General features: G+C 47.4%; 22 protein-coding genes and 1 other annotated feature. Of the genes, 10 read left to right on the top strand and 12 right to left on the bottom strand.

Going from position 1 to position 25413, the window contains the following annotated elements:
* Positions 1-137 precede the first annotated feature (137 nt).
* The 4 genes from hrpA (at position 138) to ACUALS_RS08460 (ending at position 5924) form a co-directional block, all read left to right on the top strand.
* The gene (gene hrpA / locus ACUALS_RS08475; protein ID WP_454449242.1) at positions 138-3974 is read left to right on the top strand and encodes an ATP-dependent RNA helicase HrpA; all 3837 of its coding nucleotides are present in this window, start codon (positions 138-140) and stop codon (positions 3972-3974) included.
* A 105-nt stretch (positions 3975-4079) separates the two neighbouring features.
* Positions 4080-4577: a porin family protein gene (locus ACUALS_RS08470; protein ID WP_038134283.1), complete on the top strand. Its 498-nt coding sequence runs from the start codon at positions 4080-4082 to the stop codon at positions 4575-4577.
* A gap of 87 nt (positions 4578-4664) precedes the next feature.
* Complete coding sequence (locus ACUALS_RS08465) at positions 4665-5180, top strand: porin family protein (protein WP_038134284.1); 516 nt, start codon at positions 4665-4667, stop codon at positions 5178-5180.
* A gap of 129 nt (positions 5181-5309) precedes the next feature.
* Entirely contained in the window at positions 5310-5924 is a 615-nt protein-coding gene (locus ACUALS_RS08460; protein ID WP_454448166.1) for a DsbA family protein, read from the top strand.
* A gap of 47 nt (positions 5925-5971) precedes the next feature.
* On the opposite strand, the gene ACUALS_RS08455 is transcribed toward ACUALS_RS08460, so the two are convergent.
* From ACUALS_RS08455 to ACUALS_RS08420, 8 genes are all read right to left on the bottom strand, one after another.
* Complete coding sequence (locus tag ACUALS_RS08455) at positions 5972-7231, bottom strand: dicarboxylate/amino acid:cation symporter (protein WP_038134286.1); 1260 nt, start codon at positions 7229-7231, stop codon at positions 5972-5974.
* A 338-nt stretch (positions 7232-7569) separates the two neighbouring features.
* Positions 7570-8376 (bottom strand): tryptophan synthase subunit alpha, encoded by an 807-nt coding sequence (trpA, locus tag ACUALS_RS08450; RefSeq protein WP_454448165.1) that lies wholly within the window; start codon positions 8374-8376, stop codon positions 7570-7572.
* Positions 8376-9566, bottom strand: coding sequence for a tryptophan synthase subunit beta (trpB, locus tag ACUALS_RS08445; RefSeq protein ID WP_038134289.1), 1191 nt, complete (start codon positions 9564-9566; stop codon positions 8376-8378). The genes trpA and trpB overlap by 1 nt, the downstream gene beginning before the upstream one ends.
* Before the next feature lie 58 nt (positions 9567-9624).
* A complete protein-coding gene (trpCF, locus tag ACUALS_RS08440) occupies positions 9625-11064 on the bottom strand; it encodes a bifunctional indole-3-glycerol-phosphate synthase TrpC/phosphoribosylanthranilate isomerase TrpF (RefSeq protein WP_454448164.1) in 1440 nt (479 codons plus the stop codon).
* Positions 11065-11077: 13 nt separating this feature from the next.
* Complete coding sequence (trpD, locus tag ACUALS_RS08435; RefSeq protein WP_039482352.1) at positions 11078-12076, bottom strand: anthranilate phosphoribosyltransferase; 999 nt, start codon at positions 12074-12076, stop codon at positions 11078-11080.
* 11 nt (positions 12077-12087) lie between these two features.
* The gene (locus ACUALS_RS08430; protein WP_454448163.1) at positions 12088-12681 is read right to left on the bottom strand and encodes an aminodeoxychorismate/anthranilate synthase component II; all 594 of its coding nucleotides are present in this window, start codon (positions 12679-12681) and stop codon (positions 12088-12090) included.
* Between the two features lie 6 nt (positions 12682-12687).
* The gene (locus tag ACUALS_RS08425; protein WP_454448162.1) at positions 12688-14265 is read right to left on the bottom strand and encodes an anthranilate synthase component 1; all 1578 of its coding nucleotides are present in this window, start codon (positions 14263-14265) and stop codon (positions 12688-12690) included.
* Between the two features lie 130 nt (positions 14266-14395).
* Positions 14396-14499: a sequence feature (Trp leader region), on the bottom strand.
* Positions 14446-14583 (bottom strand): tryptophan operon leader peptide, encoded by a 138-nt coding sequence (locus ACUALS_RS08420; protein WP_005472031.1) that lies wholly within the window; start codon positions 14581-14583, stop codon positions 14446-14448. (Overlaps the previous feature by 54 nt.)
* Positions 14584-14666: 83 nt before the next feature.
* On the opposite strand from ACUALS_RS08420, the gene rnm reads away from it, so the two are divergent.
* From rnm to rluB, 3 genes are all read left to right on the top strand, one after another.
* Entirely contained in the window at positions 14667-15518 is an 852-nt protein-coding gene (rnm, locus tag ACUALS_RS08415) for an RNase RNM (protein WP_454448161.1), read from the top strand.
* 65 nt (positions 15519-15583) lie between these two features.
* On the top strand, positions 15584-16204 hold the full coding sequence (locus ACUALS_RS08410; RefSeq protein WP_038134297.1) for an L-threonylcarbamoyladenylate synthase: 621 nt from the start codon (positions 15584-15586) through the stop codon (positions 16202-16204).
* Between the two features lie 106 nt (positions 16205-16310).
* Positions 16311-17279: a 23S rRNA pseudouridine(2605) synthase RluB gene (gene rluB / locus ACUALS_RS08405; RefSeq protein WP_005471913.1), complete on the top strand. Its 969-nt coding sequence runs from the start codon at positions 16311-16313 to the stop codon at positions 17277-17279.
* A 41-nt stretch (positions 17280-17320) separates the two neighbouring features.
* Here the strand turns inward: rluB and ACUALS_RS08400 are convergent, their stop codons facing one another.
* On the bottom strand, positions 17321-17884 hold the full coding sequence (locus ACUALS_RS08400) for a flavodoxin family protein (protein WP_454448160.1): 564 nt from the start codon (positions 17882-17884) through the stop codon (positions 17321-17323).
* A 410-nt stretch (positions 17885-18294) separates the two neighbouring features.
* Here ACUALS_RS08400 and ACUALS_RS08395 point away from each other — a divergent pair, with 410 nt between their 5' ends.
* Positions 18295-19212, top strand: a complete 918-nt coding sequence (locus ACUALS_RS08395) for a leukocidin family pore-forming toxin (protein WP_454448159.1) — start codon at positions 18295-18297, stop codon at positions 19210-19212.
* A 70-nt stretch (positions 19213-19282) separates the two neighbouring features.
* Positions 19283-19972, top strand: a complete 690-nt coding sequence (locus ACUALS_RS08390) for a topoisomerase I (protein WP_454448158.1) — start codon at positions 19283-19285, stop codon at positions 19970-19972.
* 20 nt (positions 19973-19992) lie between these two features.
* Here the strand turns inward: ACUALS_RS08390 and ACUALS_RS08385 are convergent, their stop codons facing one another.
* Positions 19993-20730 carry a chromosome partitioning protein ParA gene (locus tag ACUALS_RS08385; protein ID WP_454448157.1) on the bottom strand — a complete coding sequence of 246 codons (738 nt, stop codon included), beginning with the start codon at positions 20728-20730 and terminating at the stop codon, positions 19993-19995.
* Positions 20731-20831: 101 nt separating this feature from the next.
* Here ACUALS_RS08385 and ACUALS_RS08380 point away from each other — a divergent pair, with 101 nt between their 5' ends.
* Positions 20832-21728 (top strand): response regulator, encoded by an 897-nt coding sequence (locus ACUALS_RS08380; RefSeq protein WP_454448156.1) that lies wholly within the window; start codon positions 20832-20834, stop codon positions 21726-21728.
* A gap of 87 nt (positions 21729-21815) precedes the next feature.
* On the opposite strand, the gene cydC is transcribed toward ACUALS_RS08380, so the two are convergent.
* Positions 21816-23537: a heme ABC transporter ATP-binding protein/permease CydC gene (cydC, locus tag ACUALS_RS08375; RefSeq protein WP_454448155.1), complete on the bottom strand. Its 1722-nt coding sequence runs from the start codon at positions 23535-23537 to the stop codon at positions 21816-21818.
* The gene (cydD, locus tag ACUALS_RS08370; protein WP_454448154.1) at positions 23530-25317 is read right to left on the bottom strand and encodes a heme ABC transporter permease/ATP-binding protein CydD; all 1788 of its coding nucleotides are present in this window, start codon (positions 25315-25317) and stop codon (positions 23530-23532) included. Before cydD ends, cydC begins: the two co-directional genes overlap by 8 nt.
* Positions 25318-25413 lie beyond the last annotated feature (96 nt).

Genomic DNA, 25413 nt, shown 5'->3' with positions numbered 1-25413 from the left:
TTTATGTAATGAAAAGAATAGGAAACGCTTTGACTTCGTCACAGCCTAAAAAATCTGTCGACAGCGAACAGAACTCTCAAGCGCCTCAAGCTCAGGTGAACAGCGCAGCGTCCTTACGCAAAGCACTCGGTGAGTGTATGTTGCGTGATCGCTTTCGCTTGAGCAAACGCATTTCTGGCGCAAGCAAAATTAAAAAAGAAGCGTCACGCAACGCCGTGTTTGACGAAATCGCGCTCGACATTGCTAAGTCCATGATGGAAGCTGAGCAGCGCGGCAATGCTCATCCAACAATCGAATACCCTGAAATCCTGCCAGTCAGCCAAAAACGCGACGACATTGCGAAAGCGATCGAAGAAAACCAAGTGGTCATCGTTGCGGGTGAAACCGGCTCAGGTAAAACCACTCAGCTACCAAAAATCTGTGCTGAGCTTGGTCGCGGTAAATTCGGTCTGATCGGTCATACTCAGCCTCGTCGTCTTGCGGCGCGTTCGGTTGCCAATCGAATTGCCGAAGAGATGGAAACCAAGCTTGGTGAGTTTGTTGGTTACAAGGTTCGATTTAACGACCAGATCTCTGAAAACACCCAAATCAAATTGATGACTGATGGTATCTTGCTGGCTGAAATTCAGCATGACCGCTTCTTGAATCAATACGACACCATCATTATCGACGAAGCGCACGAGCGCAGTCTGAACATCGATTTCATCCTGGGTTACTTGAAAGAGTTGCTACCACGTCGTCCTGATCTGAAAGTGATCATCACCTCGGCAACCATCGACCCTGAGCGTTTTTCAAAACACTTCAACAACGCACCCATCATTGAAGTGTCAGGTCGTACTTACCCAGTAGAAACGCGTTACCGCCCACTGAGCGGTGATGATGATAACGATCGTGACCAACTTGAAGGTATCTTCGAAGCGGTAGATGAACTGTGCGATGAAGGCTTAGGTGACATCCTTATCTTCATGAACGGTGAGCGTGAAATCCGCGATACCGCTGATGCACTGTCTAAACGTAATCTGAAGAGCACGGAAATTGTGCCGCTTTACGCGCGTTTGTCGGCGGGTGAACAGAACAAGATTTTCCAACCTCATTCTGGTCGCCGCATTGTACTGGCAACCAACGTAGCTGAAACCTCGTTGACGGTTCCGGGTATCAAGTACGTTATTGACCCGGGTACAGCGCGTATTAGCCGATACAGTTACCGTACCAAGGTTCAGCGTCTTCCAATCGAGCCAGTTTCTCAGGCGAGTGCGAACCAGCGTAAAGGTCGTTGTGGTCGTGTGGAAGAGGGTATCTGTATCCGTCTTTATTCAGAGGAAGATTTCAATTCACGTCCTGAGTTTACCGATCCTGAGATCCTGCGTACTAACCTAGCATCGGTTATCTTGCAGATGACGGCGCTTGGTTTGGGCGACATTCAAGCTTTCCCGTTTGTGGAAGCACCTGATAAACGTAACATCCAAGACGGTGTGCGCCTTCTAGAAGAGTTAGGTGCAATCAATACTGATGCTAAAGACCCGAAAAAACGTCTAACTAGCATTGGTCGTCAGCTTGCACGCCTTCCAATCGATCCACGTCTAGCACGTATGGTATTGGAATCGCCAAAATATGGTGCGACTAAAGAGCTGATGATCATCGCTTCCGCACTCTCAATCCAAGATCCGCGAGAGCGTCCTTCGGACAAACAGCAATCTTCGGATGATAAACACAAACGTTTCTTCCATGAAGATTCAGACTTCCTGACGTTTGTTAACTTGTGGGATTACATCCAAAAGCAGCAAAAGAAATTGTCTGGGAACCAGTTCCGCAAGCAATGTAAACAAGATTACTTGAACTACTTGCGTGTGCGCGAATGGCAAGACGTCTACTTCCAACTTCACCAGTCTATGCGTGAAATGGACTTCAAGCTCAATGATGAGCCAGCAAGTTATCAAGGTGTGCATTCTGCAATCCTTGTTGGCCTGCTTTCTCACATTGGTATGAAAGACCAAGAGAAGAATGACTACCAGGGCGCGCGCAACGCTCGTTTCCATATCTTCCCTGCATCGGGGCTATTCAAGAAACAACCTAAGTGGATCATGTCTGCTGAGTTGGTGGAAACCTCAAAACTTTGGGGGCGCATCATCGCTAAGATTCAACCAGAGTGGATTGAACCGTTAGCGAAGCACCTAATTAAGCGCAGTTACAGCGAACCGCATTGGTCGAAGAAACGCGCCGCGGTTATGGCTTATGAGAAAGTGATGCTTTATGGCGTACCCATCGTGCCGAAGCGTTTGGTGAACTATGGCAATATAGATTCGACCATCAGTCGTGAAATCTTCATCCGTAGTGCGCTGGTGGAAGGTGAGTGGGAAACCAAACACGCGTTCTTCAAGCAAAACCGTAAGCTTCTTCAAGAAGTGGAAGAGCTCGAACACAAATCTCGTCGCCGTGACATTTTGGTCGATGACGATGAACTGTTTGATTTCTACGACCAACGCGTTGGTACGGAAGTGGTTTCTGGTAAACACTTCGACACGTGGTGGAAGAAGGCATCGAAAGAGAACAAAGAACTGCTGAACTTCGAAAAAGAGATGCTGTTCAAGGGCGATGCAAGCCACGTTACCGATTTGGATTACCCGAACTTCTGGTATCAAAACAACCTGAAACTGAAGCTGAGCTATCAATTTGAACCGGGTGAAGATAGTGACGGTGTCACGGTACACTTACCACTGCCGATTCTGAACCAAGTTGAGCCTGCGGGCTTTGACTGGCAGATCCCAGGTCTGCGTCATGAACTTGTGGTGAGCTTGATCAAATCGCTGCCGAAGACAGTACGTAAGAACTTTGTTCCTGCGCCAAACTACGCCGATGCGTTCTTAGCTCGTGCAACACCAATGGAAGCGCCACTGCTTGACTCGTTGGAGAAAGAGCTGCGCCGAATGACGGGCGTAGAGGTTCTGCGCGAAGATTGGAATATGGATCAAATTCCGGAACACTTGAAGGTGACTTTCCGCGCCGTTGACCATAGAAATCGCAAGCTGAAGGAAAACAAAGATCTTCACGAACTGAAAGAGAGCTTGAAAGATAAAGTTCAAGAAACCCTTTCAAAAGTCGCGGATGACGACATCGAGCAACAAGGTTTGCATACGTGGAGCTTTGGCGAACTGCCGAAGGTATACCAACAAAAACGCGGTGGTTACGACGTTAAAGCCTACCCAGCGATTGTCGATGCCAAAGACAGTGTTGAAATCAAACTGTACGAGACTGAATACGAGCAGGTTACGGCAATGCAAGCGGGTCAGCGTCGTCTGATTTTGCTCAATGTGCCTTCGCCAATCAAATACCTGCACTCCAACTTGCCGAATAAATCGAAGTTGGGTCTATACTTTAATCCTTATGGCAAAGTACTTGATTTGATTGATGACTGTATCGCGTGTGGTGTCGATAAGCTGATTGAAGAGCAGGGCGGCTTGGTTTGGGAGCCAGAGAAGTTCGACGCCTTGAAAGAGCACGTTCGAGCTGAGCTTGGTGATACGGTGGTGGAAATTGCACAGCAAGTGGAAACCATCCTGACGACGGCTTTCAATATCAATAAGAAGTTGAAAGGTAAGATCGATTTCACCATGGCGTTCGCATTGTCGGATATCAAAGCACAAATCGAAGGATTGATCTTCAAAGGTTTCGCGACAGAATGCGGTTGGAAGCGTCTTCCGGACATTCTGCGCTACATGCGCGCGATTGAGCGTCGTATGGAGAAGCTACCGATCGATCCGAACAAAGACCGTTTGCACATGCTGAAAGTGGAATCCGTGACGAGCGACTACAAAGAGCTGCTCAACAAAATTCCGAAAGGTATGGTGGTTCCTGAGAACGTGAAAGAGATCCGCTGGATGATCGAAGAGCTTCGGGTGAGCTTCTTTGCTCAACAATTGGGTACGCCATATCCAGTGTCTGACAAGCGAGTTAAGAATGCGATTGACGCGTGTTAGGTACGCAAATTGCATGTTATTCGGTACAGGATAGTTTTTTGACGAACATGGGCAGCGGATTGCCGCTTGGTGCCACTGCCAAAGGACATGACAAGAAGGTTAATTATGAAAAAGACACTTTTAGCACTGGCGCTGATTGGCGCATCAGCAACAGCTTCTGCGGACTCTTGGATTTATGGTAGTGCAAGTGTCGGTCAGGCTGATGTCGGCGGGGAAACTGCTTCTTCTTACAACGTTCACGTAGGAACGGGCATTCTACCGTTTATTGGACTTGAGGCTGGCTATCAAACCTTCGGTGAGTTCACAAATGCGCGTTATGATGGCAAAGACTTAGACCTAGAAGGCTCAGCACTTTATTTTGCAGCTAAACCAAGCATCGACTTCGGTCCGCTGCACGTTTATGCCAAAGCGGGTCTGCATTCGTACAAACTTGAAGACAGCAGTGCTGGCTTTGAAGAAGACGAAATTGACATGATGTACGGCATTGGCGCGGAGTACTTTATGGCTGGTCCAATTTCTATCGGCGCAAGCTACAATGTATTTTCTTTAAAAGAAGATGATGTGAAGAACTTCTCGATCAACGCGACGTTCCACTTCTTATAATTGGGCATCTTTTTTAGAACGATACCCAGCAATCTTGCTGGGTATTTTTATTGGTATGTTATTTGTCTTGTTTGTGGGATTTATAAAATGAAAAAAACACTTTTAGCGCTTTTAGTTATGGGCGTATCCGCTTCTGCTTCTGCTGACTCTTGGCTCTATGCGGGTATCCAAGGCGGTAAATCTAACTTGGAAAGTGAAAGCTCAACAGCGTATGGTGTTCATGTGGGTACCGGTATTCTCCCTCTTATTGGCTTAGAAGCAGGCTACTTCAATCACGGTTCTATCGACCTTGAAGCTCGTAATATCAGCGGTAGTGCCGATTTCACGTCTTTTTATGCTGCGGCTAAACCAAGTATCGACTTTGGTCCACTTCATATCTACGCAAAAGGCGGCCTGAACACCTACAACGTAGAGTTTACGGGTGACTTGAGCTCTATCTCTAATGATTCAGGTATCGGCTTAATGTACGGCTTTGGCGCAGAATACAACATCTTCCCAGGTCTGACAGTGGGCGCGAGTTACCAGTCGTTTGGCTTTGAAGTTGACGGCAGCGGTGAAAACGTTGATAGCTTTACCGTCAACGCGACCTTCCACTTCCTATAAGCGAAGAACCTCTCCAGAAAAGCGACCTTTGGTCGCTTTTTTTGTGCGTATTTGCAGGCAAGGTCATATACATTTGTCACATTTTTGTTTAATTTGAACGAGTGTTCAATTTAAGTCAAGGGGTAGAAGATGACTAAAGCGAAACTCTATTATGTTTATGATCCAATGTGTTCATGGTGTTGGGGGTACAAGCCCACGTGGAGAGCAGTCGAAGATGCACTGGAGGGTAAGGTTGATATTCAGTATTTGGTTGGGGGACTTGCCGCAGATTCTGATCAGCCAATGCCGCAAGAGATGCGACAGCAAATCGCTTCCTATTGGAAGAAAATTGAAACTTTATTAGGCACTGAGTTCAACTACGACTTCTGGACCAGCAACACACCTCGTCGCTCGACATATCCCTCATGTCGCGCCGCCATCGCTGCGCGAAAGCAAGGCAAAGAAAAAGAGATGGTGGACGGCATTCAGAAAGCCTATTACTTGCAGGCGCGAAACCCGAGTGATGACAGCGTTTTGTTTGATGTGGCTCGTGAGCTTGGATTGGCAATGCGTGAGTTTGAACATGACTACTATTCAAATCTGCTAGAAGAAGAGTTGCAAGATGAGCTAAGGTTTGCCCGCGGTATCGGCGGAAACCATTTCCCTTCGTTGTTTTTGCAAACGCAGGAAGGGCTTCTCGAATTGCCTATCGATTACCATTCCCCAGAATCGACGCTTAGCCAGATTCAAGCACTGATAAAATGAAAAAAGCCACTCTAGCAAAGAGTGGCTTTGATACTTTTATTCAGAGATTATGCTTGTTGCTTTTGTAGCTCAGCTTCTTTCTCTTCGTCTTCAATCAAAGAATCAACAATGACTGCACACGCGGCGTCGCCTGTGATGTTAAGTGCAGTACGAATCATGTCGAAGATACGGTCTAGAGCGAACAGCAGTGGTAGACCTTCGATTGGAATACCCGCTGCAAGCAGTACCGCAACCACAAGGAAAGAAGGACCTGGAACACCTGCTTGGCCTACCGCACCTAGCGTAGAAGTAACGATAATCGCGATGTATGCGCCCATACCTAGGTCAATGTTGAACAGTTGAGCAAAGAAGATAGCAACTAGGCCGTAGTAAATTGCGTTACCTGACATGTTGATTGTCGCGCCCAGTGGCAATACGAATGAAGCGGTAGAGTTCTTAACGCCTAGCTCATGCTCAACGGTGTCTAAAGTAACTGGCAGTGTTGCCATAGAAGAAGCGGTAGAGAGTGCAACAGCTTGTGGCTTCTTCATTGCCGTTAGGAACTTCTTCGCTGAGGTCTTAGTGAAGATATGAACCATAAGTGGGTAAGCAACAAAACCGAAGATTAGGATCGCAGCAACGTAGACAACGAATAGCTTGAATACCACCATTAGGGCACCAAAACCAAACGTACCAACGGCTTCCGCCATCAGACCGAACACACCGATAGGTGCGATGATCATCACTTTGTTGATCATCCAAACCATCGCATCAACAATTGCGTTAACGCCATTGATGATCGGCTCGCGCTTTTCTTTTGCTTGCTTAGAGATAGCAATGCCAAAGAACATACAGAAAACCAGAATTTGTAGAATATTCGCTTCGTTCAGTGATTGGAAAACGTTGGTTGGGATCATACCAGTGATGGTCGCCCAGAAAGTAGGTAGTTCACCTTTCGCAGCGTATTCTGACGAGAACATGCCTTCAACGCCTGAAACGTCGATGCCCATGCCCGGTTTAAATACTTCACCCATGAATAGAGCAAGGGCGACAGCTAGCGCAGAAGTAAGGCCGAAGTAACCTAGTGTTACAACACCAACTTTACCAGCAGATTGACTATTTCCTAGACCTGCAGCACCTGAAATAAGTGCGACAGCGACAAGAGGGATAACCAGCATTTTGATTAGATTAATGAAGATCGCACCTAGTGGAGCGAACATGGTTGCGCTGTCACCCATGAAGGCACCAACGGCAGTACCTACGATCATGGCAATGACTACTTGCACACCAATATTGCTTAGCAAACTCTTTTCTTTTAACACTTCCATAACCTCTGTGCTAATTAAAATTAAAAATCCAGAATTACCATCTGAGTGTAAACTCAAAAATGGTTAATAATTTCGTCTCGCTTTTTACACGTTATTTTTACAATTAGCAATATGTGACGGTACTGAGAGAGGCATTTAAAGACACTTTTATTGATAACTGACAATTTTTTGCTCAATAGCAAACGTTTGCTTTGGCTTTAAAGAGGGGGTTGCTCAATGAAGTGTTGTGGAAGTATTGTTGAGTTGAATGGTTCTGAAGAGTGTGGATTGTTAAAAAAAAGATCGATTTCATTATGATTTAAGAAACCGATCTCATAGATGTTTAGACGGCTAACACGTTACTTCTGTGTCGCAGCCTTCATGGAAGATACAAAATCTGCGAGTTGTTGTAACATCTCGTCGGGATTTTCTGTATAGGATTCAATGATTTTCACTACCGCCGAACCAGAAATTGCACCAGCGGCACCAGATTCTAGTGCTTGCTTCACCTGTGCTGGTTCTGAGATACCGAAGCCAAGTAGCGCTGGTGGCGCATCGAACTGGTTCAGCCTATCTAGCATGTGACCAACAGGCATGTTTGCCTTAGTCTCTGCGCCAGTAACCCCTGCACGAGAGAGTAGGTAAGTGTAACCGCCACCTAGCTCTGCTACTTGCTTGAGTGTTTCATCACTTGCTGTTGGTGGAGCAATAAAGATCGGATGAATACCAAACTTCTCTGCTGCTGCAACAAACTCGGCACTCTCATTGGTTGGTACGTCTGCAATCAACACAGAATCGATGCCCGCTTTTGCACAGCGCTTGTAGAAGTTTTCGATGCCACGTGAATACACAAGGTTTGCGTACATCAAAAGACCGATTGGAAGATCTGGGTACTTCCCTCGAATCTTACCAATTTGCTCGAAGCAGATACCTGGCGTAGCGCCTGAGTCTAATGCACGAATGTTCGCGCCTTGGATAGTTGGGCCATCGGCAAGTGGATCTGAGAATGGGATGCCAAGTTCTAGTGCATCGGCGCCAGACTCAACAAGCGTTTCCATGATTTTGTAAGATTGCTCTGCGTTTGGATCGCAAACCGTCACAAACGGTACAAATGCGCCTTGGTTTTTCTCGTTTAGGCGCGCAAACATCTTCTCATAACGGCTCATTAGATTGCTCCTTTTTCTTCCAAGATAGCGTGCACGGTGAAGATGTCCTTGTCACCACGACCTGATAGGTTCACAACCAATAGTTGCTCTTTTTCTGGATTCTCACGAGCCATACGCAGCGCATGGGCAAGAGCGTGAGAAGATTCTAAAGCTGGGATAATGCCTTCACTACGAGCGAGCTCTTGGAACGCATCGAGTGCTTCATCGTCTGTGACGTTATCGTATTCAGCGCGGCCAATCGCATTAAGGTGCGCATGCTGAGGACCAACTGATGGGAAATCAAGACCCGCGGAGACAGAGTAAGACTCTTCAACTTGACCGTTAGGGTCTTGCATTAGTGGCGCTTTCATACCAAAGAAGATGCCCGTTTTACCATGCTTAAGTGGTGCGCCGTGCTGGTCGGTATCGATGCCTTTGCCTGCTGGCTCAACACCAATTAGGCGAACGCTTTCTTCTTCGATGAAGTCAGCAAACATACCAATCGCGTTTGAACCACCGCCCACACATGCGATAACCGCGTCAGGAAGGCGACCTTCACGCGCCAAAATTTGATTCTTCGTTTCTTCACCAATCATGCGTTGGAAATCACGCACAATAGTTGGGAATGGATGAGGTCCTGCCGCGGTACCGAGTAGGTAGTGCGCGTCTTCATAAGTCGCAGACCAGTCGCGCAGCGCTTCGTTACATGCATCTTTAAGTGTCGCTGACCCCGAGTGAACAGGAATGACTTCTGCACCCATGAGCTTCATGCGGAATACGTTCGGGCTTTGACGCTCAACGTCTTTTGCACCCATGTAAACGCGACACTTAAGGCCAAGCAGTGCACATGCGAGTGCAGTGGCAACGCCGTGCTGGCCAGCGCCTGTTTCAGCGATGATTTCGTTTTTGCCCATGCGTTTCGCAAGCAGCGCTTGACCTAACACTTGGTTGGTCTTGTGCGCGCCACCGTGAAGCAAGTCTTCGCGTTTTAGGTACAGTTTGGTCTTGGTTCCTTTGGTGAGATTACGAGTAAGCGTTAACGCCGTTGGACGACCGGCATACTCTTGAAGAAGCGTCATAAATTCACTGCGAAACTCTGGGTCTTCTTGCGCCTCGATAAACGCTTGCTCGAGCTGCTCAAGCGCAGGTACTAATATTTGTGGGACGTATTGTCCGCCGTATTCACCAAAGTAGGCGTCTAGTTTTGCCATCATGTCTTCCCTTTAATTCGTTTGAGTCGGCATTCCGACTCAAGAAATTTTGTTTGTGTTAGTAGTCTCTAATCGCGGCAAAGGTTTGCTGCAGCTTGTCTAGGTCTTTTTTACCTGGAGAGTGCTCTACGCCTGAGTTCAAATCTAAGCCTAAGCAGCCTTGCTGTGATGCTTTTTGAGCATTGAAAGGATTAATTCCACCCGCAAGCATCACCTTTTCAGGGTTGGAAATGAGCGACCAATCAAAAACCAGTCCGGTACCACCCGTTTGCGATCCGACTTTAGTATCCAAGAGATGACGATCAACGCCTTGCGCGATCAACTCTGGCACCTTGTCGGTAACACCGTACGCTTTCCAGACTTCTACGTGGTCAGGCAGTTGTGACTTGAGTGCGGTGACAAACTCTTGATCCTCTTGACCATGAAGTTGTACCGCTTTTAAACCTAACTCAGACACTCGCTGGCAAATAAAGTCTGCCTCGTGGTTTTGGAACACGCCGACATACTTGAGCGGTGCACCGCTCATGGTTAGCCGGGCCGTTTCCAAATCGACGTAGCGCTTTGATTGTTCGACGAAGATTAAGCCGCCAAAGATGGCGCCAGCTTGATATGCTTTTGCTGCGTCATCGGGATGAGTGAGGCCGCAGACTTTGTTTTCACCTAGTGTCACTTTGCGTACTGCGAGCTCGAGATTCTCTTCTGCCATCAGCGAACTGCCAATCAAGAAGCCATCCGCGTATTCGGCTAAATCTCGAACCTGTTGGTGCGTGTAAATGCCGGACTCTGAAATCACCGTCGCGTTTGGTGCCAGCTCGCGAATGGTTGGTGCCAATTCTTTGGTACGGTTCAAATCAGTACTTAGGTCGCGCAGGTTGCGGTTATTGATGCCGATAACTCGAGCGCCTAGCTTAACCGCGCGATGAAGTTCTTCTTCATTGCTTACTTCGGTCAGGATGCCCATGTTTAGGCTGTGTGCCGCTTCTTCTAGCGCTTTGTACTCTTCGTCATTAAGGACAGACAGCATCAGTAACACGGCGTCTGCACTGTAATGACGCGCTAAGTACACTTGATAGGTATCCACCATAAAGTCTTTACACAGAACAGGCTGTTTTACTTGGCTACGTACCTGCGGCAGGAAATCAAAGTTTCCTTGGAAGTATTTCTCGTCTGTTAGGACTGAAATTGCGTCAGCGTGATTGTTATAAACTGACGCGATGTAATCCAAATCGAAGTGATCACGAATCAAGCCTTTTGAAGGGGAGGCCTTTTTACATTCAGTGATAAACACCGTTTTCTCACCGCTGAGCGCATCGTAAAAGCTGCGGTCAGATGGCAGTAAGTCAGACTGAAATGTGCTCAGCGGTTGAGACACTTTACGGTCTGCGACCCACTGATACTTGTCGCGAACAATTTTCGCTAGGACTTCTGCCATTTCTGCTTCTTGCTTGGAAACGTGTTCAGACAGATTGTCAGCTTGCTGAGTGTTGAAGTCAGTCATCTTCTTCAATTCCTTAAGCGTGTGCGGCAAGTTGTTGTACCAATTGGTACGCCTTACCTGAATTCATTGCCTCAATCGCTTGCTGCGTGTTGGCTTTTAAATCTTCGTGGCCGAATAGGCGCATCAACAGAGCAACGTTCACCGCCACTGCGCCCAATTGTGCGTCTGTCCCTTTACCTGTCAGGATGTTGGTGATGATCGCTTTGTTTTCTTCAGGATCGCCACCTTTAATCGCTTCTAGTGGGTGCGCTTCTAGACCGAAGTCTGCAGGCGTTAGTTTGTATTCTGTGATCTTACCGTCTTTGATTTCAGCAACGGTTGTTTCACCGTGAATCGCCACTTCGTCCAAACCGCTACCGTGTACCACTGCGGCGCGTTTCATGCCCATTTGTAGCATGGTTTCTGCGATAGGACGAACCAGTTCCTCGCTGTAAACGCCCATCAGTTCAATGTTTGGACGAGCAGGGTTAATCAGTGGGCCGAGAATGTTGAAAATGGTGCGCGTTTTCATGGTTTGACGCACAGGCATCGCGTGACGGACACCGCCGTGGTATTGCGGTGCAAATAGGAAAGCGACGCCGATATCGTCGACGGCTTTTCGCGTGTCTTCTGCACTCATCGCTAAATTGATGCCAAACGAGTCGAGGAGATCCGACGAACCCGATTTGCTTGAGACGCTACGGTTGCCGTGTTTCGCGACTTTCAGACCACACGCTGCCGCAACAAACGCCGCAGTCGTCGAAATGTTAATGGTGTTGTGGCCGTCGCCACCTGTTCCAACGATATCTGCGAAATCGTAATCTGGGCGCGGAAATGGGTTGGCGTTGGCTAACAGCGCTTTCGCTGCGCCTGCGATCTCATCGGGTGTTTCGCCTTTTATTTTGAGTGCAGTCAGTGCCGATGCCATCAAAATCGGATCGAGTTCACCACGGATGATGATGTCGAACAGCTGTTGGCTCTCTTCTTGAGTCAGCGATTGTTGGTCATATAGTTTGTTAATAATCTGTTCCATGAATAATCTCCTTAGTGCTGCTCGTTGTGTTGTTGAGCCCAATCAATCGCGTTAGCCAATAAGGTTGCGCCGTAGGTGGTCATTATCGACTCTGGGTGGAATTGGAAGCCACACACCTTGTCTTGCTCGTTGACCACAGACATCACCAAACCATCAACTTCTGCGGTAATGGTTAAGCTGTCAGGAACCATGGTTGCGACCAAGGAGTGGTACCGAGCAATGGCGAGCGGTGAAGGTAAACCAAGATAAGTTGGATGGTTTTGGTGTGCCATCATCGACACTTTGCCATGAATGATTTCACCCGCGCCTGCAACCGTGCCACCGTATGCTTCAACAATGGCTTGGTGACCTAAGCAGATACCGATCATTGGCACTTTGCCTTTCAAGCGTTGGATCAGCTCTGGCATCGAGCCCGCTTCTGAAGGTGCGCCAGGACCTGGTGAGAGAAGAACCACAGCGTTTTCTAGCTTAGCTACCGCCGCTTCAATCGCTTCTGCTGCAATATGGTTTCGGTAGATGATTACTTGGTGGCCTAGCGAACGGAATTGGTCAACGAGGTTGTAAGTGAAAGAATCAAAGTTGTCGATGAATACAATGTTAGCCATGATCACTTACTCCTTGTCTTGGCGCGCTTGATGGGCGGTTTGAATGGCGGAGATAACCGCTTGAGCCTTACCACGTGTTTCGTCTGCTTCCGCTTGTGGATCAGAGTCAAATACCACGCCAGCACCGGCTTGAACTTGGGCGATGCCATTTTCGACATACGCTGAGCGAATCACAATACAGGTGTCGAGTGTGCCTTCGCCCGTTAAGTAACCCACAGCACCGCCGTAACTGCCACGACGCGCGCCTTCCACATCACGAATTAACTGCATCGCGCGAATTTTAGGCGCGCCCGTTAATGTGCCCATGTTCATACAGGCTTGATAAGCGTGCAGGGCATCTAAGTCTTCACGTAGTTGGCCAACCACACGCGACACCAAGTGCATGACGTGGCTGTAACGGTCGACTTTCAGTAGGTCAGCGACATGGCGAGTACCTGCTTGAGAGATGCGCGCGACATCGTTGCGCGCTAGGTCAACCAGCATCATGTGTTCAGCGTTTTCTTTTTTATCGCTGCGCAGTTCAAGCTCAATGCGGCTATCTAGGTCAAAATCGCTCTCACCATTCGGGCGTTTACCGCGACGACGAGTCCCGGCAATAGGGTAGATTTCAATCTGGTTGGTGTCGGTTTCATACTTAAGCGCGCTTTCTGGTGAAGCGCCAAATAGAGTGAACAGCTCATCTTGCATGTAGAACATGTAAGGGCTTGGGTTGCTCACCTTTAGCTCTTTGTAAGCGGCCAATGGAGAAGGGCAAGGTAGAGTAAAGCGGCGTGATGGAACCACTTGGAACACATCGCCTTTGACGACAAACTGCTTTAAATCACGCACGGTTTGGCAAAAATCTGCATCTGATACGCTTGGAATGGCTTCGACTGTGGTCAGTTGGTTGGCGCTCGGTAAGTGCTGTAACTGTGCGCACTCAGCTTGGATTTGCTCCACTCGCGCAGCCAGTGCCGCTTTTTGATCGCTGTTTGCGAACAAGGTTGCCTTTAAATCACACGTTTGACGCTGGTGATCGACGACCAATAAGGTTTCAGCAACGTAAAAGACGTAATCTGGGCATTGGTTAGTTTGCTCAGCATCACCGAGTGGCTCAAAGTTTGCGACGAGATCATAGGCAAACAGTCCGCCTAAGAATAGGGCATGCGGATGCTGATCGCTAAGGTCAAAACTATGTTGGATAAGGCGAAGAGCATCAAACGAAGAGGCTTCACGCAGTCTTGAATCTTCATCAAGGGTATCGCAAGGAGCGTCAAATTCTAGTGTGAGCACTTGGCCTTCAAAATGATGCGTAACGTTAGATTGGATGTTTTGCGCTAGGTGAGCGAGTAAGTGCTTGCCGTTGTCGGTGAGCGCTGTCATGGTCACGGTATGGCCAAGGCAGACGATACGAACGGCAGAGTCGACGATGAGCAGGCTTTTAAGGTCTTGTTTAGAGTCGATCTCAGCGGACTCTAACAGCAGGCTATCGGTTTTATTCTCACACAAGGTGTGGAACAAACGCGTTGGGTCCTGCGCATAAGGAGCAGAGGCTTGAATAACTTCAAGGTTTCCTAGCTTTCTGATTTCAATGGCCTTGTTCACAAGACCTCCTTTTTATATAAAACTTTAAATCTTCCTGTCGTACATAGTGGCACAAAGCAAACGTTCACCCAATCGGGTTTTGGTTCAAATTGTCGATTGTTTAAGCACTTAGATGTGAGACAGACTACAAAACAAAAAGCCCGCTACTTGAGCGGGCTTGGGGTATTCCTTTCTAACTTTTTAGAAGTACACGCTAGCCCACCAAGAACTTGTCCAAGTGCGCCACCAAATAAGATTACCTGCATCCACAGAAGAGTTGTGGCTCTTTGAGAGCGCTGCAACTTTCAGTTTCTGGTCACGGGTAATTTCTTGTAACATAGTTGGCCTTAAATTCAGGTACTTCGTATTTGTGTACTAGTTAACTAGTGCAGAGGTAAAAAGTCAACTAAAAAAATAGAAATATGAGAATTGATTTACACAGCCATACCACTGCCTCTGACGGAAGACTGCCACCAAACGAACTGATTGATCGAGCGCTCAGCTTCAATCTTGAGGTATTAGCGATCACCGATCACGATACCGTCGATGGGTTAACGCCTGCTCACGACTACATTAACGAAAACCAACTGCCGATTAAGCTTATTAATGGCATTGAGATTTCCACGGTGTGGCAAAATAAAGACATCCACATTGTTGGGCTGAATATTGATCTCAACTCGCCGGCGTTGCAGGCGTTGATTGCGCAGCAAAAAGCCCACCGAGAAGGGCGCGCCGAGCTGATCGCGCATCGCCTTAGCAAAGCAACTCGCGAAGGGGTGCTAGAAGAGGTCAAACAAATAGCGGGCGACGCGCCTGTTACTCGAGCTCATTTCGCGAAATGGCTGGTTGAAAATGGCTACGCGAAAACGATGCAGCAAGTGTTTAAGAAGTATTTGACGCGCAATAATCCCGGCTATGTACCGCCGGCATGGTGCTCGATGAGTGAAGCAGTCGAGGTCATTCATGCTGCGGGTGGGCAAGCTGTCCTTGCCCATCCTGGCCGCTACGATTTAACGGCAAAATGGATAAAACGCTTGTTAGCGGCATTTGTTGAAGCCGGTGGTGACGCGATGGAAATCGCACAGCCACAACAAGGGCAACAAGAAAGACGCAACTTAGCTGATTATGCTATACAATACAAACTATTAGCTTCTCAAGGTAGCGACTTCCACTATCCGTCTCCGTGGATGGAGTTAGGGCGCAACTTATGGTTGCCATCAGGTGTTGAACCTGTATGGAAAGATTGGGGTATCGAGCCTTCAAGCGCAGAGTAATTTGCCCGGATTAAGTCGATATCAATTAACTATAGAGTCGAGAGACTCGATAATGAGGAATTACAATGAGCCAGTTTTTTTACGTTCATCCAGAAAACCCACAGGCTCGCTTGATCAATCAAGCTGTAGCAATCATTCGTAATGGCGGGGTAGTGGTTTACCCAACAGACTCAGGCTATGCATTGGGTTGTCAGCTAGAAAACAAACAGGCTTTGGAGCGTATCTGTCAGATCCGCCGTCTTGACGAGAAACACAACTTTACTCTGTTGTGTCGAGACTTGTCTGAGCTCTCTCTTTACGCGCGTGTTGATAACTCGGCGTTTCGTTTGCTGAAAAATAACACCCCAGGTCCTTACACGTTTATCTTTAAAGGGACGAAAGAAGTTCCTCGTCGCTTAATGAACTCAAAACGTAAGACGATCGGTATTCGTGTGCCTGATAACCAAATCGCGCTTGATTTGCTCGAAGCACTTGGTGAGCCGCTGATGTCGACCTCATTGATTCTGCCAGGTAATGACTATACAGAATCAGACCCAGAGGACATCCGTGACAAACTAGAGCACGCCGTCGATTGTATTTTGAATGGCGGCTACCTTGGTGAGCAACCAACCACGGTGGTTGACTTCAGTGATGATGAACCCGTCATCGCTCGACTGGGTTCGGGTGATCCAACGCCATTTGAGTAGTCAAAAGTTCGTGATTTTCGACACACTTTTTGCGATAATGTGCGGCCGCGATTTCGGGTCGCACATTTTTATTCGACGTCTGCGAAGACGACACATAGGTAAATAAATGAACGAAAAATTACAGAAAGTATTAGCACGAGCAGGTCATGGATCACGTCGCGAGCTGGAAGCTTTGATTAAAGCGGGCCGTGTCAGTGTGAATGGCGTTGTCGCTAAACTTGGTGAGCGACTAGAAGATGAAAACGCCATTGTGCGTATTGATGGCCATACTGTGTCTGCAAAGGCTCAGGAAGAGGTTATCTGTCGTGTTCTTGCTTACTACAAGCCGGAAGGTGAACTGTGTACTCGTCATGACCCAGAAGGTCGTCGCACTGTATTTGACCGTCTACCAAAAATCCGCGGTTCGCGTTGGATTTCTGTTGGTCGTCTTGATGCTAACACATCAGGTCTGCTGCTATTCACAACCGACGGTGAGCTGGCAAACCGCCTAATGCACCCAAGCCGTCAGGTAGAACGTGAATATCTAGTACGTGTGTTCGGTGAAGTGACCGAGCAAAAAGTGAAAAACCTAGTTCGCGGTGTTGAGCTGGAAGATGGTATGGCACGTTTCGAAGACGTTGTGTACGCTGGTGGCGATGGTATGAACCACACCTTCTATGTCGCAATTAACGAAGGTCGTAACCGTGAAGTTCGTCGTCTTTGGGAATCTCAAGAGACAACGGTAAGCCGTCTTAAACGTGTTCGTTACGGTGATATCTACCTAGACAAGAAACTGCCACGCGGCGGTTGGATGGAGCTAGACCTTAAACAAGTAAACTACTTGCGTGAACTTGTTGAACTTCGCCCAGAAAAAGAAACGTTACTCGATGAAAACAAAGCGAACAGCTCTCGTAAACGTGAGCGCTCTCGTAGCCAAAAGATTCGTCGCGCCGTTAAGCGTCACGAAGAGCGAGTAAACAGCGGTGGTGGTCGTAGCAACAACCCATCGCGTCGTAAACCGCGTAAAGGTGCTGGAGAACAAGGTTCTCGCGCAAAACAAGGTAATAGCAAACCTCAACGCCAATCGCGTAAATAATTGAAAAAGCAGCCTTCTGGCTGCTTTTTTCGTTTTCACCTTCAGGTTTTTATCCGTTTTACCCACTGAACCATTCTTTCTCCTAAGTACTGTGCAGTTGCAAGATCCGATGGGTGCACCTCACCATTAATCCCTTGGGCTACAACGCCTGCTTGGGTGCCAAGCCGATTGAGCCCCAGCTCACCTGTTCCTGTCGTCTTATCTAGACCTAACCACAGCATGCCATGCTGACCAGCGAGAGTCTGGATGTATTGAAGGGTACTAGATTGGTCGCCATTCATCGCGCCCCCACTGGTAAAGCCCGCTGCTATTTTCCCCGACCATTTTTGCTCTACCCAAGTGTCACTACTGGCGTCAGCAAATGCTTTGAACTGAGCCGCGACGCCACCCATATAGGTTGGGGAGCCGAAAATTATCCCTTCGCAATCCACCAATTGCTGAAATAGTTCAGCATTACAAAATCGGCCTTCGACAATCTCTCTGCCTGCTATTCGATGAGAGATAACTTCAACTCCGCCATGGCTTTCAATCCCAGCGGCAATTGCTTTGGCCAGTTGGGCTGTGACGTCAGTTTGAGAAAAATAGATAATCGCAATCTTAGACAAATCATGTTCCTTTTTAGTCAAGTTAATTGAGTTGTAGAACAGGCTAAAACCTCAACCATACTTAAGGTCAACGAAATTTTTCATCTAATAGTAAAGCGTGGAATTCGGTGGGGCTGTATTGACTTGATGAGTGAATATAAATTCATCTAGATTAACTAACTATTGTTAACACATTATTCTTATAAATATCAATATGGTGAAAGCAGTTTGGTTAAGTAATGGAACAAGCATCCCATCGAAATATTATTCTGCTTTTTTTATAAAATCCGGCAAAGCATTATCCGGATGAATGCCGCTAGTTAGCATTTATCTACTTAAAAAATAAGTAGTTAATTAAGTTCTCCTAATAATGGTTTAATTCTTTCATTAGGTTTTAATAATATATAAAGCATAATTAACAGGATAATATAATGAATAACCAACGCGTGACCCTGAGTGCGGTAGCACTTACTTTAATTGGAGCCTTGGCTCCCGCTTACGCTGCAGACACCTTGAAAGCGTACACCTCGACCTTACTGGAACTTGACGACAGTGATGCGAGATCGAAGAAGATTCGCCTTATATATTCGCTAGAGAATGTTTGGAATAGCTCTTTGTTACCAGATGGAGCGAAAGAGGCCAAATTACTACTGAACGGTGGGTCGGGTTTTGACATGACCAATGTTCCGAGTAAGGAGCAAATTTATGGTTTTGCTACCGGAGGAGATTACCGTTATACCGTTCCAACGGCGTTCAAGCTTGCGTTGAGTTACGCTAACGGTGCCCCTTTGCGCCATATGAGCCACGCGCCAGAAAATACCATTGCGACCGCTTCTGTGAGTGAATCCCTAGACTTTAATTTGGGTTTCACTGCCTCTCAATCGCCTTCTATTAATGCAGGGGTATCTTGGAGCAACCGTGTTACGTATGACCAACCGGAGTTTCAAACCGTTGCTGACTTCAACCAGACCAATGAAAGCATCAGTTGGTTAATTGAAAACCGAACTATTCGAAACCATACACCAGCAAAAGATTGGTTGTTGTATCGCTGGACAAGTTGTGGGATGGGAAATCTAATTGACTACAACGAACTGCCAATCGTCATGCGTTCTGACTTCAAACCACAAGTTGGCGCGGTTTACCGCAAAGAAAACATCAATGACGGCCAAAATACGACGGACATCAAACTGGTCGCTGGTTGGAGAAAAACCAATTACTACTTCGGTCGTGACTGGTGCAGCTGGTATACCTCATACCAAAACAGCTGGAAGAAAAACCGAGACAGTAGCCACTGGACGCAAACAGACCGCATGGTGACGATTGCTTGGAACGATAACCTTTACCACTAACCCGAAAAGCCATTATCGCATGCCAATGCGTGCGGTAATGGCAACACCAACCTTGGATAGGATTCAATATATGACAAAAAGAAATGTGATTGTCGGGGTGTCGTTGGCTTTAGGTGCACTTTACCTTGGGCTCAATTTCATGGGAGGTGAGGGTGTGCAGAATCGACCGATTGAGTCGAGTTCTGATCACCAGTCAGTGACTCAAGATGCTCAACAGCCACTTAAGTCTGAGCATGCGACGCCGAGTACAAATCAGGAGCGTGCAAACCACGCGACTGACACGATAGTAGAAGAGGTTCCCCTACCAGAGACGGCGTGGTTGTCTGACCCCATCAATCAGCTCAGTAACGATCTTTATGATTTTATTGAGTCAGAGCAGGTACGCTACATCAATACTACCGATTACCCGTTTGATGAGGAAAAAGAGCGCCAATTGAATGCGTTGATACAAGCCGGTGAAATGATTATGTTTGATAACACCGACCCTGATTACTTGGATAGTTATGGCGTGAGTGAAGCACAAGTGGTGTCCGAGTACTTTGGTACTGCGTCAAAGGGCGATGTAATTGTTGCGACAGCGGTTGTTTTACCAGAAGGTGGGATGCATTACTTGGTTTTGCCGTTACAGAGAAAGTCTGCCGACGATGATGCGACGCTGATTAGCGACGTTAAACAAGCCGTTACGTTACTCAAAGACCAAAAGTTTGATTTGGTTAAATCGAGATCATCAGAAGCGGGTTCTAGTGATAGCGCGTCATAACGTCAAACAGCAGTGTGTTATTAGTTGCTCTCGTTGATTAAATCCAAATATTTCTTCTCAACGAAATCCTTCTCTTTGGTGATGTGTTTGAGCTGCTGTTTGACATTGGCCAACTCTTGCTTGAGTTGGTCAATGTCACCTACCGAAGCGAGCTTTTTCTTGTAGTTGTCAATGGTTGCCAGCAGTTGCTCTTTCTCTTGCAAATGTTGTTTGAAGCTATCGGGAGCACCACCTGACTCGCTGATTTGGATATATTCATGCTCAAGTTGGTCAAATTCCTTTTCTATTTGGGCTTTCTCTTGGCGCAGACTTTCGACGGTATCATGTTGTTTTGCTAGCTTGGATTTTGCTTTTCGTAAACCACGCACACTTCGGTCGAGATCGGTGCGAAGTTTGGTGATCAGTTGGTGAGATTTGCTCAGCTTCGACGTTAAAGCATCCACCGTTTCCCTGTCTTGCTCACTCAGCATGCGATCATTTTCTGCTTTAATCTGTGAAACCTGTGCTTCTAGCGCTTGTTGAATCTCAATGAGGTCATTGAGCGTTTGGCTGTTGTCATTGGTATAGTTCAGCGCTTTATCAACCGACTCTTGGCACAACGAATATGTGGCAGAGTCCATCGCTTTGTTTCCCGATACCTCCTTTGCGAAACGGCGAAACTCACGAAGAATTAACCAAAGGACAATGAACCAGGCCAGCAAAATAAGCAGACCTGCATCGACCGCGAGTGCAGTTAGGTTCTCTGGTGTTAGGGTCATAGCGTTACCTAGGTTGGTTGAGAGAATAGGGTAAGTTTAGTTGTCGATTAAAAATGTACCTATAATTGAATCAGTTGATAGAGTGAAAGGACGCACATGACGTGAAGATTTTGATCGTTGATGACAGCAAAGCGACGCTTGAAATTGTACGCCGCGCTTTAGAGTCTTTTGGGTATCGAAAGCTATCGATCAAGAAAACACCGTGTGCGACCCAAGCGCTTGAACTTGTGGCAACGTGGCAACCCGAAATTGTGTTAACAGACTGGTACATGCCGGAGATGACAGGATTGGACTTGATTGCTAAGGTCAAAAAGTCCGCGCCGAATGTCAAGCTCGGTATGATCACCACGGTTGATGAACAGAGCCAAGTAGACCTTGCTCTATCAGCTGGCGCGCAGTTCGTGCTCTCTAAGCCCTTTGAAGATGATGAACTGCATAGAGCCTTGCTTCCTTTGGTTCAGGGAGCAGAAGAAGATGAGTTGTTGATTGAGCCAGAAGCCGATGTGCAACCCGAGTTGGCGCTCCCCAAGTTATCGCAGTTAGCCAAGTTATTGACCAAGGTGATCGGAGGAGAGGTCGGGATTCATACTATTCAACTGCAGCAATTTGATGAGAGTAAACTGCCTTGTCTGATGGCCGTGTATGAAGATTCGGAAACGCAGCGCTTAAAAGCGATAGCTCTGCTTGATCTTTACGCTATTTGCGTCTTTTCACAGGGAAACAAAACCGTGACTCAGGTCGATATCCATACCGCGATCCACAACAAAGTGGTGTCGAAGCGAATACTCGACAGCTGTCATAAGGTTCTTGAGCAATCTTCCATCGCGTTTTTGGATTCCAACTCTCGAAAAAGCTTACGTTTGAAAAGCGTCAACTTCATCACCAAACCATTTGAAAAACTCAAACACCTTTATGAAAAAGATCCTGCCACTCGGCTCGACTTTTCATGTCAAATCCCAGATATGGCTCAAGGCAAAGTGACGTTGATTGGCTTTTGAATATGCGCAGCTAACACAAACTGAGTTAAGACAAGCTCAATAGTAGAAGTAAAAAAGCCGAAGTTTGGTGACTTCGGCTTTAGTTATTTATAGCGTTTGGTTGAGTTGATAGTAACGACCTTTTTGCTGGATAAGCGCATCGTGACTGCCGTATTCGACAATCTCACCTTGCTCAATCAGACAGATGGCATCCATCTTATCGAGATCAACGAGTCGGTGAGTAATGAACAGAACGGTTTTATCGACGAAATGCGACTCAAACAGCTGCATGATTTGCTGCTCTGTTTGCTTATCAAGACCTTCGGTTGGCTCATCAAGCAATAAGATCGGCGCATTGTGCAACAGTGCCCGCGCAATACCTATTCGACGTTTTTCGCCCCCTGAAAGCTGACGCCCACCGTCACCAAGCCAAGTATCTAAGCCCGTTTCAGTAAGGAGTTTTTCTAGACCAACCTTAGCTAAAATTGCAGTTAACTCAGCGTCATCACAATTCGGGGAAGCCATGAGCAGGTTGTCACGTAGAGACCCGTTTAGAATATCCACGCGCTGACTGACTACGCTGACTGCCTGACGAAGCTGGCTCTCACTCCACTGCTTAATTGGCTGACCTGCGATGAGAATCTCGCCTTTTTGTACATCCCAATAACGGTTAAGCAGTTGAAGCAGCGTTGACTTACCCGATCCCGTTTGGCCGACAACCGCAACCCTTTGACGCGCCGGGATGGACAAATTGATATTGCTGACCACATCAACATCGCTATCAGGGTAGTGGAAAGTAATGCCCTTGTACTCGATAGAATACTCGTTAGAGTGTTCGATATCTTGCTGAGTAAACTGAACATCAGGTTCCGACAACGTGATGTCGTTGAGGCGTCGCGCCGAGGTGAGCGTTTGGCCAAGATGCTGAAAGGCGCCGGCGATCGGCATCAGTAACTCTACACTTGCTATGGTGGCGAAAACGACAAGAGCGATCATAGGATCTGGGGTATTGCCTGCAACGCCGTCTGCTGCGAGCCAAAGCATCAGTACGACCGTCCAACCATTTGCTAACATCAGTAAGGCTTGAGCCAAGCCCGCAAAATGTGCGTTGAACAACTGATTTTTCAATAAACGTTGTTGAGTGTCTAAGATAGCGGTCCTGTAACGTTCTTGAGCGCCAAATAACGTCAGTTCACTGTAGCCTTGTAACCAGTCAAGAGTAGCAATTCTTAGGTCAGCCTTGTTTTGTGTTAATTCTGAACCGTTACGTTTACCCAACTTATAGAACAGCACTGGCCATGTGAGTAGCAGCGTTAACAGAATCGCACCTAAAATTAACCCAAGATCACGATCAAACCAGCAAAGCAGCGCTGTAAGACCTGCAATACCGAACAGACCTACCACCATCGGGCTGACCAGTCTTAGATAAACGTGATCCATTGCGTCGATGTCTGCGACAAGGCGGTTGAGTAGATCGGCGTCTCGCAAGTTGGAAACTCGACCAGGAATCAAAGGGGATAGTTTGGAGAAAAAGAACACGCGCAAGTCGGTGAGTAGTTTAAAGGTCGCGTTATGGCTAACAACGCGCTCACCCCAACGTCCTGCGGTTCTGCCCATTGCGAATCCGCGCACAAAGGCACCAGGCAACATGTAGTTGAAGGTTTCACGGGCAATGGTTAAGCCAGCAACGGCAGCGGCAGAGAGGAACCAGCCGGATAAGGTTAGCAAACCGATCGATGCGGCAATGGTTAGAAAGGCGAGGAGCATCCCGAGTGATAAACCAAACCAGTGTTTCTTATACAGTTTTAAGTAAGGGAGTAAATCACGCATCGAGATTCCCCTTATTTGCTTGGTCGAGTGCCTGATTGGCTTTTAACATCTGTTTGAATAGTCCATCTTGAGACGAAAGTTCATCAAATGATCCTGCTTGCGCGAGCTGGCCATTTTCCATCACTAGAATGTGTTCGACCCGTTTCAACGGCGTCAGCTGGTGGGTGACCATCAACGTTGTTTTGTCTGTAATCTGGCTTTCAAGGCCTTGCATTACCAGGCGTTCACTGCGCGCATCGAGGCTCGCGGTAGGTTCATCCAACAGCCAAAATTGTCCGTTTTGGATCATCGCACGGGCAAGTGCGAGGCGCTGTGCTTGACCAACAGAAAGTCCACCAGAGCGGTCCGACACTTGATACTCCAAGCCATGTGTTTCGACAAATTCAGCGGCGTGCGACTCATTAAGCGCCTTGGCAATGATTGAATCAGAAACGTGGCTTTTGCCTAGAGTGATGTTGTCACGAATAGAGCCATGCAGTAACAGTGGATTTTGCCCAACCCAACTGATTTTTTCACGCCAACTCGCGAGATCAAGTTCGGTTCGTTCTAGACCGTTGATAGTGAGAGACCCTTTATAGGGTAAAAATCCTAATATGGCATTGATTAAGCTCGTTTTACCTGCGCCACTTGGGCCGACAAGCGCGGTTGTTTGGCCGGCATTTAACTCAAAGCTAATTGGCCCGAGCAGTTTGACGCCTTCGGGAGAATAGACTTCGAGGTCGCGGGCGCAGATGGTAACTGTTTCGTCGCCATCGAGTTTTTTATCGCCTGAGCGAACGGTATCAACGTCGGTTTCCAAGAAGTCGACAATGCTCTCTGCGGCGCCAACGGCTTGCTGTTTCGCGTGGTAGAAAGTGCCTAGGTCGCGCAATGGTTGGTAAAACTCAGGAGCAAGAATCAATATAAAGAGCCCGGCAAACAGGGTCACCCCCGCGCCATAGTCACCAAAATTGAGTTCACCGATAAAAGCAAAACCAAAATAAACGGCGGTCAGTGCGATCGAAATAGAGGTAAAAAACTCGAGTACAGCTGAAGACAAAAAGGCGATTTTTAAGACGTCCATGGTGCGAGTTCGGAATACTTCAGAGGCACCACGCATCATTTCTGTTTCCGCTTTTGTTCTATCGAATAAGCGGATCGTCGTCATTGATTGCAGACGGTCGTAAAAATGACCCGACAATCGTTGCAGGGCCTTAAAGTTCTTGCGGTTGGCGTCCGCCGCTTTCATCCCTACAAGTGCCATGAACATAGGAACCAACGGCGCAGTGAGTAGGAAAATCAAGCCAGCAGCCCAGTTCACGGGGAAAACGACAATTAAAATGACAAAGGGTACAAGCACCGACAATGACATTTGCGGCAAGTAACGTGCAAAAAAGTCGTGCATGTCTTCGACTTGTTCAAGGAGCAAGGTTGCCCAAGCGCCAGCTGGTTTACCTTTTATGTAGGCAGGGCCAAGTTCTCTGAGCTTGTCTAAGATCACTTGACGAATGTACACGCGAATCTGTTCACCGCAACGATATCCGGCGATTTCTCGACCCCATGAACAGAGCGCGCGAACTGCGATAACGATCACTAAGCCAGCGAAATCGGGGAGTAAAGTGGATTTATCAACTTGTTCAATGATCAACGAATGTAGAATGTTGGCGAGCAAGGCCGCTTGAGCCAGCAGTAACACGCTTGAAAAGACGCCAAGGCCAACAGCGATCATCAGCCAGCGTTTTGCTAGCTTACTTTGCTGTTTGAGCCACTTGTTCAAGCCGCGCTGTTTCTTTTTGTCCATTATGAAGGCTTAATGATAATTATTATTGCAATTAGAGCGGGGCATTATACAAAAGAAAGCCCCACGGGAATACCGCAGGGCTTTAAGGATTTGAGC

Source organism: Vibrio sp. NH-7 (assembly GCF_053643215.1).
Note: the sequence above shows the minus strand (reverse complement) of the source record. Positions and strands in the feature narration are given on the sequence as shown.